Raw genomic sequence first — 9,352 nt, 5'->3', positions numbered from 1 at the left:
AAGGTGAGGAGCAACCGCGAAGGATTACCGAGTATTTTAGATCCGTCAGTCAATTCCGCTTTAACGCTTCGAGAGTCTCCTCGGTGAGCGTTTCAACGACCCTCCTCGCCGGTCGTGTCGTTTCGGTCAATCCCGCGCTCTGCCCGGCGTACAGCGGCAGCTCCTCCACGTCCCCGTTCATCTCGGGAACGGCGAGCGAATCTTCGTATCTGTGAACGGGGTCCCCATCGTCAGTTTCCGCGACGACCTCCCCCTCTCCCGGCCGATGGCTTTCGGGTCGTCCTGCAGCGTTCCAGTCCGAGACGGTCGCGTTTTCGATCACTCGATGTGGCACCTCCGGCCATCCCTCGTCGAAGAGGGTAGCGTAGACCGTCTCGGTCTCGTTCGCTTCGATCACTCGCCGTCGATATCGCCGGTGGACGTTGGCCTCTTCCGTCGCGAGGAATCGCGTCCCGAGCCACGCGCCAGCTGCGCCGAGAGTGAGGACGGCGGCGATCCCGCGACCGTCCGCGATACCTCCGGCCGCGATAACGGGCGTCTCGGGAACGGTATCGACGATACGCGGGACTAACGGCAGGGTTGCGACCTCGCTTTGTACGTGACCGCCCGCTTCCCACCCCTGTGCGACGAGGACGTCCACGCCCGCATCGACGGCGTTCTTCGCTTCCTCGGCGCTGCCGACGGATTGGAGAACGATACCGTCGTGGTCGTGAATTCGTCCGACGTACGGTGCGGCGGTTCCGAACGAGAACGAGAACACCTCGACACCGGCGTCGAGACAGGCTTCGAGATGTGTTTCCGTCGGAACGTCCTTCGCGCTCGGATCCTCGACGATGTTCACGCCGAACACGCCGTCGGTTCGGCGATCGGTTTCGGCCAAAAGCCGACGGGTCGTCGTCGCGTCCCGCCACGTGATGGCCAACATTCCGAGCGCGCCAGCGTCCGCGACGGCGGCCGCCAGTTCGGGACAGGTTGCGCTTCCGATGGGCGCTTGAACGATGGGGACGTCGAGGCCGAGAGCGTCCGTGAGCGTCGTTGACAAGGCGGACACGATGGATCGATTGGAGATGCGCCGTACGGACCTTTGGTTCTAGGGGTGTGAATTCGAACCCACCGTCAAGCGGTCGTAATCCGGTCGGTCGTGTCGACCGACTCCGTTAGGACTCCAGCACGTTCGCGACGCGACCGATGTCGAGCAGGCCGCTCATCGTCGCCAAACCGGCCCAGATAGCGCCGCCGAGTAGCACCACCCCGGCGAGCGATATCGGTCCCGAGACGAACGGGAGGGCGAGATACACGACGACGGACATGGCGAACGTGATGGCGAGGACGAAGGCGGCGTGTCGGAACAGGCGCGAAACCGGGAGTTCCAATTCGTGGTGGACAACGAGCACGTTGACGGCGACGTACACCGAAAAGGTCGCGACGGTGGCCCACGCCGCGCCGACGGCACCGAACGACGGGATGAGGACGAGGTTGAGGGCGAAGTTCGCGGCGGAGGTTGCGCCCTTGGCCCACGCCCGTTCCCGCGCTCTACCGAGGTAGTCGAGCGCGTCGCTGGTGATCAACGACACGGCGCTTAGGACGACGTACCCCGAGAACACCTGCACGACAGGGATGGCCCCGGCGTATTTCGCGCCGAACACCTGCCTCACGGCGGGACCGGCGAGGAGTGCCAATCCGGCGGCGGCGGGAACGTAGAGCAGGAGCGTGTGCCGTAACGTCGTCCCGTAGAGACTCGCGGCCGCGTCGCGTGCGTCGTCGGCCTTCTGCTCGCCGTAGGTCGGCGAGATGGTGAATCCGAGGGAGGCCGCGGGGGCCTGAAGGAACGTGGCGATGTTCTTGGCGAGGTAGTAGGAACTCACCGCGACCGGTCCGACGATGGCCCCGACGAGGATGGTGTCGATGCGCTTGTCGAGGACGTTCGCACCCTGCGTCGCCGTGAGCGGGATGCTGTACCTGAGGACGCGCCGAGAGAGTCCGTCCTCGGGTTCGTCCGCGTCGTCGATGGTCGAGTAGAACTTCCAGTAGAGGACGGCGAACCCGACGACCGTCGCCACCGCATAGCTAGCCACGTAGCCGAGGAGTGCGCCGCCAGCACCGCCGAGGACGACGACGCCGATGACGACGAACACCAGTAGACTTACGCTTCCCGTCGCCCGCGTCACGGCGCTCCACGTCACGCGATTGAATCCTTGAAACACGACGACTGCGAACGTGGAGAGCGAGTAACATGCGATGTACGCCCCGCCGAACACCATCAGCGGAGCGAGTTCGGGTTGGTGGATGAGACGGGCGATAGTCCCCGAAAACAGGGAGAACGCCCCGGCCACGACGACGATAGCGATGACCCGATAGCGAAGCGCCGCACGGAGAACGTAGGGGACCTGTCCCGGATCGCGTTCCCGATATTCGGTGACGTATCGGGCCGCCGATTTCGAAGTGCCGAGGTCGGCGAACAGTCCGGCGACGCCGAACACGGCGAGCGCGCTACCGAGAAGTCCGTACTGGGCAGGTGTGAGCAAAAAGCGGGTGAGGACGAGGACTAACAACCCGCTCGCAACCATGTGAACCGCACGAGCACCCAACGATGCCTTGAATCCGCGTGCGAAGGTTTCCGTGTCCATTATCGGGTGAGTTTCTGCAATCTGAATCCCGTCATTTGATGTAGTAGAGATCGAAGCCGCCACCCGATTGTACCCTGTCCACGCCGGGCTGACTTTCGAGCGTTCTGAATCCACGCTCCGGGAATCGAAGCCCGCGATACACGGAGAGCTCTCGCTCCCTGGCGGCGTCGGTTATCGGGAGGTATCGCGGCCCATCGAAGACGTGTTCCAACCGTCCGGCGGTGAAGTTCTTCTCGGTAGCGTTGTAGTTGCCGTAAATTCCCTCGCCACGGAAATCGGCGCGTCTGCTCGCCTCGTAGCCGAGAATTCCGTCCGAGTACCGCTTGCCGGACGCTCGAAGTCCGGTGAATTTCACGTCACCTCGGTGTGCGAGCGCCGTCGAGAATCCCGTCATCTCGCCGTCCGAAACCTGTCCGGACGTCTGGTACATGTAGGGAGAGTGGAATATGGTCACCAGCGAGAGGACGAGCATGATGGCGAAGAGTATCACGATGAACCCGGACACCGGGCCGTCGTTCGGTAGTCTTCTTCCGGCCGCGTCCACCCCACGGGCGAGCGCGATTGCCCCGAGCATCGTAACGGGGACCATGAGGAATCCCAGTATCCGAAAGTGAAACTGAGCGTAACTGGCGATGAAGAAGGCGACGAAGAGGACGAACAACGGAACGGTGCCGATGGCGAGATACTTACTGAACGCGTTCGCGTCCGTTCCACGAACGCGGCCGAGGAGGCCGCCGAGCATCAGGATGCCAGCTAGGAGGAGGAAGACGAAACTGACGAGAAACAGTTTCAAGAAGAGCAGACGGATGCTGCCGCCGAGTTGGGCGAGGCTCGCGGCCGCATGCGCGGAATCCGCGCCCGCAGTCGGATCGGAGAGCAGGCTGTTGATGAGCGCGTGCACCGCCCCGCCCGACCGTTGATGAAACGGTGACCACGCGAGAAACATCGCCCCGAGGAAGAACGTCTGAGAGTACAGCGCCCGATGGTGTGCGATGGCGTGCTCGTCGCGAAACAGGCGATAGACGAACTGGACGACGATGACGCCGCCGAACAACAGGATGACGTTGGCTGCTTGTTGGGGATGAACGAACACGACGGCGATCGACGCGAGGACGAGTAGCGCCCCCGCCCCGGTTCCCAGAATCGGCACCCGTCGAGGGTTCGATAGGGTGACGTACTTCGCCACGAGGTAGAGTATGAGCGGGAGGAACAGGATGGCCTGCGAGGTCGGGTGCGGCATGATGAAGACGCTGATCGTGTTTATCGGCAGGAGCAGGAATCCCGAAATCGCCGCGTACGTCACCGCCCTGTCGTCGTCCACCACGGCACCGACGGTGAGCGGAACGAACAGCAGATAGACGAGGACGAACGCGGAAACCATGACGAGCATCGCCTGCGTGAGCGCCATGCCGGTCGCTTCGTGAACCACGATCGCGATGGTATGCGTACCGGGGTACAACAGATCGTAGGCGGGCATGTTCCCCGAGATGATGTCCTTCGCCCATCCGAGATGTGTCAGCGAGTCGCCCGGCCCGTAGAAGTAATACCCCCTGACGAGCGGGAGTGACGCGATGATCAGCACCGTCGCCCCGCCCAGTACGAGACCGAGCGTGCGATACCAGTCGGGTGCGGACACCGCAACCCCAGTGCCGAGGAGGAGCGCGAGGCCCGCCCCGACCCAGAAGAGGAGCGGCGTCGATCGGTAGATCGAGAGTTCGTAGCCGTGCGCTGGCGATCTGTGTGCGATGAAAACCCCCGCTGCGAGCGCACAGAACCCGGCGACCAGCGTTATCTTCTCCAGTCGGTGTGCGTAGGTCCGTGCCATTTAATCGTCACCCTCGTCGCCGGAACGGCCCTTTGTTATAGACCACCTGATTCGCCGATGTCGTGACGAACAGGGTGACGGCGGCCGAACCTGAATCGATGTGTGAGGGCACATCAGAGGACGGACTCGTAGACCGCACGGATCCGATCGCCCATTCGTTCGAGTCCGACGTCGCGGACGTTCTCGCGTCCGTTCGACGGACGGGGGGACGAAAGCACGTCCACCAACCCGTCCACGAGTTCGTCGTCGGACCGACAGACGTGCGACGGAGAGACGTCCGCCAAGCGGTCCTCGACGTCGCCGACGTCGGTCGTCACGACCGGCAGGTTACACGCCATCGCCTCCTTGACGGAGTTCGGCGACCCCTCGCTCTTCGAGGGCAACAGGAGTACGTCCGCCGCGTTGTAGTAGGAGGCCATCTCGTCGTGTGGTACCCCGTAGACGCTCTGGAGTTCCACCGGCCCATCGACCTGCTTCGCGGCGGCCGTGACCACCCGCTCCGCTCGCGGGAAGTCCTTTACCTCCCGCATCGGCGGATAGGGAAAGAGGACGTGTTTGGCGTTTCGGGACCACCCGACCGCGTCGCGGGCTTCACCCGTCGGTTGCGGGGAAAACCGTTCGAGGTCGATTCCGTGCGGAATGACGTGACACGGGGAGTCGAGTTCCGCCGCCATCCCTTCGGACATGACGATGACGGCATCGCAGTGGCGGGCACAGAATTTGCTCAACCAGCCGTACTCGCCGAGGAGGTCGGACCCCCACAGCGAGAGAACGACCGGCAACCGAACCTGTGCCAGCGCCATCGGTGCCGTGAGTCCGTAGTTCGCGTGAACCAGGTCGTAGCCGTCGAGGGAGTTTTTGAGGACTGTCGGGAAAAATCGGAGGTAGTCGGTCGGCCGTCGTTCGGTGACCGATTCGTGGGTACGATGGGTTCCGGGCGGCGCGAGTGTCTCTTCGTGGACGCCGCGCGCTTCGAGAACCCGTAGTTGTTCGTTGTAAAATCGGGCTTCGACGTTCGTCACGAGGTTCAGCACCCGCAGCGGTCGCTGCTGGACGCTGGCGCTCGGCTGTGAGGTTCCTCTCGACACGTTGCTGAACCCGAGGGGAGTGTCGGCCTTTGTTATCCGTGGCTTTCCCGGAGGCAGGTTCGGCGTACCGAAAATTGCCCAATTTCGCCCCCGAACGTTGCGATTCGTCCCACGAGTCGGCGGAGAAAATCATCATCTTCGGACGATTCACACGACGAGCGTCGTGAGACGGTCGGCGACGGGTTCGAAGCGGCCGGGTACGAAAAAGTACGAAAAACCGGATTCGCTATCGGTGCGACACCGCGACCGTTCGTTCGATACGTTGCTGTGGGACCACGGCCGTTCTCGCCACGTCCACGATGACGTCGGTGAGGTTCACCTTGTCTGAGAGATACTCGTCCCGTCGCTCGCGGAGACGACGTTTTGCCGAGTCGTCCGAGATGGAGGTGAGCGCCTGCGAGAGCACGTCGTCGAACTCCCGGAAGTTGTGGATGAGCCCCTCGCGTTCGAGTTCGATGAAGTTGCCCATGTCCGACTCGCCGACGAAGGAGTTCGACCGGATCGCCGGAGTTCCGAGGAGGGCCGCCTCCGTCACCATCGTCTGGGTGTCGGCGACGAGCAGGGACGCTTCGGCCAGCGCGTCGTGGAGCAGGGCTGGATGGAGGTCGAACTCGTAGGAGTCGCCCGGGGCCGGGTTGCCGCCCTCGTCGGAGACGAACACGGTGACGTGTTCGGAGAGCGCGGCGATGAGTTTCCGACGCTTTTCAGGCGAGAATCCCGAGTGTCCCACGTCGTGGTGCGAGCCGAACGCGTTGAATCGGACGATGGCGTACTCCTCGTCCGGCTCGACGCCGAGTCGGTCCCGAATCGTCGGGTCGGGTTCGTACACGTCCGGGTGGAGATAGGCGAGTTCCTTGAAGCCGCGGAACTCGTAGTGGTTCGCGCCGAGGTCCTTGCCGAAGGTGTGCGGCGTGAGGAACGTGTCCACGAAGGGGCGGGACGCGACGTGGTCGAACGTCGTCGGTTCCGAGTCGGCGACGACGACGACCGGCGTGCGCGACATCGCCCCGGCGTGAGCGGCGTACGAGCCGACGCCGAAGATGAGATCCGGATCGTAGCGGCGCGTCTGCCGGAAAATTTCGAGGTACTGCCCCGGCAGTTCGCGGAAGAGCGAGAACATCGTCGTCTCGCACTTGCCGTAGATTCGATACGGCAGGTCGTGATAGTCCAACAGTGCATGGGTACAGCCGTAATCCCGGCCGAGGACGAGCACGTCGTGGCCCTCGGCTTGCAGTCGCTCTATCGCGTGGCGATAGAGGTGGACGTGCGCGGGCGTGTTGGTGAAGAAGAGGTATCGCATTCTCATCCCCTCACGAACTGGTAAGCCCGTTTCGCGGCGCTCATCGTCGTCCCGTTCGATTCGACCAGATAGTACGGGACCAGGTCCGCCCCGAACTTCGCCTTGTATCGACAGAGCCGCTCCGTGTTGGCTCCCATCAGGTCGTACCTCGTCACCGACTCGACCGGCGGTTCCTCGACGATGTCCTGAATGATGTTCCAGTGGACGAGGCTGTTCACGCTCGTCCCCTCGTACACCGAGCGGGCACCGCCCTGCCAGAAGTACGCCGCGTCGTTCGAGTAGAGCGCGGTGATCCCGGTCAGGTAGTTCCCCTCGTCGTCCCGAGCGACGTAGGTTTGTGCGGCGTCGTCGAGCCCCTCCCAGAGGTCCCGAACGTACTCCCACGAGAGGCCGAGCGTCTCGTCCTGTTCGTCGTACCGTTCCACGGTGTGCTCGAACACGTCGCGCGCCCCGTCGATTCCCTCGCGGGTGACGGTCACGTCGAGGTCCTCGGCGTCGCGAATCTCCCGGCGGAGGCTCTTGCTGAAGGATTTCTTCACGGCGTCGGCCGTGGTCGATGCGAGGTCCAGTTCGTAGGTGAAGTACGGTTCGACGCTCAGGTCCCCCCACGAGTATGGTCGCGGGTCGCCGTAGTCGGTGCCACAGAGCATGCGGAACAGGGTCAGCCCGGACTCCATCTGTTCACCCACACGCTGTGCGACCGGCGAATCGAAGCCGACCTCGGCGAGTCGCGCCGTGTAGTCGGTTCGGATCCGGCCGAGCACCGTCTCGGTGAACTCGCGGTTGACCTTCTCCTGCTTCCGTCGTTTCGGACTCGTCGGCATCATGATCGGTCCCAGCCGCGGAATCCCCATCCCTGGCGGTGGCGAGAACGCGGCGGTTCCGAGCGGCCCGTTCCGGACGACGACGGGAAGCAGGGCGATAGCTTGTTGTCCCTTGAAGCCCCCGTACAACCGGAGTTCGCCCGGTGCGTGCCGCTCGATCGCCGCGAGCGCCGCCGGACGGTGAAACACCTCGAACCCGTCGTTGGGGAGCGCGTCAGCCCACTCTTCGATAGATAAACGTTCGACTCTCATTCGTTCGTCTCGTCCGCTGATAGCGGCGGTTTTCACTTTGTTATCCCCCGCCTGCCGCGACGAACGATCGACCGAAAGGGGTTCAGGCGGTGTCTACTCCGACGGTTACAACGAGATCGGATCGGATTCGAGCGAAATTCGAGCGTTTGAGCTACTGATCCGAAGATATCCGGCTATTCGATACGGAGACGAATATTCGAATATATTTCTCTATGCACGGTGGTAACGACGACACGGCACCGAATTCTTCCGAGAACGCAGTGACTACGATGGAAGCGTTGGAAGTCCTCGCCACACCCGCTACGATGTGGATTTGGTTGCGGTCTCGTTGCCGCACGGTATACGTAGTCACAGGGATAGCAAAATCTCTCGTATCGAACATCTATCGGCCTACAAAAACTTGGTCTCGGAGGATGTCGTGTCAGCTCAAACGTCGCAGTCTCCGGAGCGAGAAACCATCAGGACCGTATCACTGTCGCGTACGAAAATCGCCGGGAACGCGTTATTTACTGTGCATGCTCGCGCGACTCGTCGAGGTCCGCGAGACGGTTCCGACCCGATCAGCGAGGTCACCCGGGGGGCCGATCCACGCGCCGCGGTCGAGGGCTGACTCGATGAGGCGGCGGTAGAGGCGGCGGTGGCCGGGGAACTCGTCGGAGAACAGGCGGGGGTGCCAGAGGACGGTCATCACGGCGTCGTTCTCGGCGGCTTCGGCTAGCAGTTCCTCGCAGGCCGCCCACGCCGCCTCGAAATCGTCTCCGGGGTCGGGGATGGCGATGTCCATCATGGTGAGCGGGAAGATGATGAAGTCGTCATCGAACGGACGCTGCACGCCGTAGCCGTGCTGGAAGCCGTAAGTCGAACTCGACCCGAGGGACGCATCGTACTCCAATCCGATGTCGCGGTGGTGTTTCCAGGTGGAATCACCGCGGTTCAGATGGTGTTGACGACCGCCGCGGACCCGGTGGCCGAGGGCGGCCTCCAGCGCTGTCTTCTGCTCGCGAAGGGTATCCGGATCGTCGTAGGAATCGTAGGAGCCGTGGAGTCCGACCTCCCAGCCCCCGTCGTCCAACTCGTGGAGCACGTCCAGGATGGCCGTGTCGAACAGGTCGTAGCGACCGAGGTGTTCGATCCAGTAGCGCGGCGTGAACCACTCGTTCGGCGGCTTCTGGAAGATCGATTCCTCCTGCAGGAAGTAGAACGCCGATCGAACGCCCAGGGAATCCTCCAGTTCCATGATCTCCTCGAACTGCCACCACGGATTGACACCGGGGGCGAGCGCCGAGAGATGACCCAAATTCCGGTCCTTGAGCGCGTAGTACGGGGCTTGCAGTCGTTTGTAGGGTCTATCAACGTCGTGGGTCAAACACAGTTCGAATTCATAGCCGGGTAACATCGGAAAGCACCTCCACGATCCGTTCGGCCGCGGTCCCATC

7 protein-coding genes are annotated in these 9,352 nt (G+C 62.9%); all 7 read right to left on the bottom strand.

The features are described from left to right. Positions 1 to 49 precede the first annotated feature (49 nt). Positions 50 to 1,051, bottom strand: coding sequence for an NAD(P)H-dependent flavin oxidoreductase (locus tag WBV42_RS20555; RefSeq protein WP_423987685.1), 1,002 nt, complete (start codon positions 1,049 to 1,051; stop codon positions 50 to 52). A gap of 106 nt (positions 1,052 to 1,157) precedes the next feature. Then, positions 1,158 to 2,627 carry an oligosaccharide flippase family protein gene (locus WBV42_RS20550; protein ID WP_423987684.1) on the bottom strand — a complete coding sequence of 490 codons (1,470 nt, stop codon included), beginning with the start codon at positions 2,625 to 2,627 and terminating at the stop codon, positions 1,158 to 1,160. Between the two features lie 31 nt (positions 2,628 to 2,658). Then, on the bottom strand, positions 2,659 to 4,452 hold the full coding sequence (locus WBV42_RS20545; protein ID WP_423987683.1) for a hypothetical protein: 1,794 nt from the start codon (positions 4,450 to 4,452) through the stop codon (positions 2,659 to 2,661). 113 nt (positions 4,453 to 4,565) lie between these two features. Further along, positions 4,566 to 5,492, bottom strand: coding sequence for a glycosyltransferase (locus WBV42_RS20540; protein WP_423987687.1), 927 nt, complete (start codon positions 5,490 to 5,492; stop codon positions 4,566 to 4,568). Between the two features lie 274 nt (positions 5,493 to 5,766). Then, a complete protein-coding gene (locus WBV42_RS20535; protein WP_423987682.1) occupies positions 5,767 to 6,840 on the bottom strand; it encodes a DUF354 domain-containing protein in 1,074 nt (357 codons plus the stop codon). A 2-nt stretch (positions 6,841 to 6,842) separates the two neighbouring features. Next, positions 6,843 to 7,916 (bottom strand): GNAT family N-acetyltransferase, encoded by a 1,074-nt coding sequence (locus tag WBV42_RS20530; RefSeq protein ID WP_253227320.1) that lies wholly within the window; start codon positions 7,914 to 7,916, stop codon positions 6,843 to 6,845. A gap of 502 nt (positions 7,917 to 8,418) precedes the next feature. Then, positions 8,419 to 9,312, bottom strand: a complete 894-nt coding sequence (locus WBV42_RS20525) for a polysaccharide deacetylase family protein (RefSeq protein ID WP_423987686.1) — start codon at positions 9,310 to 9,312, stop codon at positions 8,419 to 8,421. Positions 9,313 to 9,352: the final 40 nt, after the last annotated feature.

The sequence above is a fragment of the Haladaptatus sp. genome, from assembly GCF_049589095.1.
In the GTDB taxonomy this organism is placed as follows: Archaea; Halobacteriota; Halobacteria; order Halobacteriales; family Haladaptataceae; genus Haladaptatus.
Note: the sequence above shows the minus strand (reverse complement) of the source record. Positions and strands in the feature narration are given on the sequence as shown.

What these genes read in the sequence shown, in the direction of transcription:
- WBV42_RS20550 (WP_423987684.1), bottom strand. Translation starts at nt 2,627, where the DNA reads ATGGACACGGAAACCTTCGCACGCGGATTCAAGGCATCGTTGGGTGCT.
- WBV42_RS20545 (WP_423987683.1), bottom strand. Translation starts at nt 4,452, where the DNA reads ATGGCACGGACCTACGCACACCGACTGGAGAAGATAACGCTGGTCGCC.
- WBV42_RS20535 (WP_423987682.1), bottom strand. Translation starts at nt 6,840, where the DNA reads ATGCGATACCTCTTCTTCACCAACACGCCCGCGCACGTCCACCTCTAT.
- WBV42_RS20530 (WP_253227320.1), bottom strand. Translation starts at nt 7,916, where the DNA reads ATGAGAGTCGAACGTTTATCTATCGAAGAGTGGGCTGACGCGCTCCCC.
- WBV42_RS20525 (WP_423987686.1), bottom strand. Translation starts at nt 9,312, where the DNA reads ATGTTACCCGGCTATGAATTCGAACTGTGTTTGACCCACGACGTTGAT.